1 pseudogene is annotated in these 747 nt (G+C 55.0%); it reads right to left on the bottom strand.

The window, feature by feature from the left end:
- A pseudogene (locus PsWM33_RS26295) lies at positions 1–747 on the bottom strand (IS3 family transposase); the annotation flags it as partial.

Genomic DNA, 747 nt, shown 5'->3' with positions numbered 1-747 from the left:
CCGTTGAAGCTTTCACAGTATCCGTTCTCCCAGGGCGATCCGGGCTCAATGTAAGCCGTCTTAGCCCCGACAGCCTTGATCCAGTTTCTGACGGCCTCGGCGATGAACTCGGGGCCATTGTCCGACCTGATATAGGCGGACACACCGCGCACGATGAACAGGTCTGTCAAAGCGTCAATGACCTCGGTTGAGTTCAACTTTCGCTTCACCCGGATAGCCAAACATTCCCGGCTGTGCTCATCCAGAATGTTGAGTGTTCTGAAGGCCCTGCCGTCGTCCGTTCGATGATGTACGAAGTCGTAGGACCAAACATGGTTGCGATATTCAGGACGTAGGCGGACACACGATCCATCATTAAGCCAGAGCCGCCCCTTCTTTGACTGTTTCATGGGCACTTTAAGCCCCTCACGTCGCCATAAACGCTCAACCCGCTTGTCGTTAGTCAGCCAGCCTGCGTCTCTCAACAAGGCTGCAATCCGACGGTAGCCATACCGACCATACTGACGTGTCAGCTCGATCATATCCGCGATCAGGCGTTCTTCGTCAGTACGCCCACGTGGCAAACGCCGCTGTGTTGATCAATGTTGCCCCAGAACGCGGCAAACACACCGCTCAGAAACCTTGAACCGACTATGCACATGATCGATACAGGCCCACCTGCGTGAGGGGCTTAGAAGTTTCCCGATGCCGCTTCCTTCAAGATCAGCTTGTCCAACGTAAGGTCTGAAACCGCACGCTGCAGGTGCT

Source organism: Pseudovibrio sp. WM33, assembly GCF_001623165.1.
GTDB lineage: Bacteria > Pseudomonadota > Alphaproteobacteria > Rhizobiales > Stappiaceae > Pseudovibrio.
This window is presented reverse-complemented; position numbering and strand designations above follow the sequence as displayed.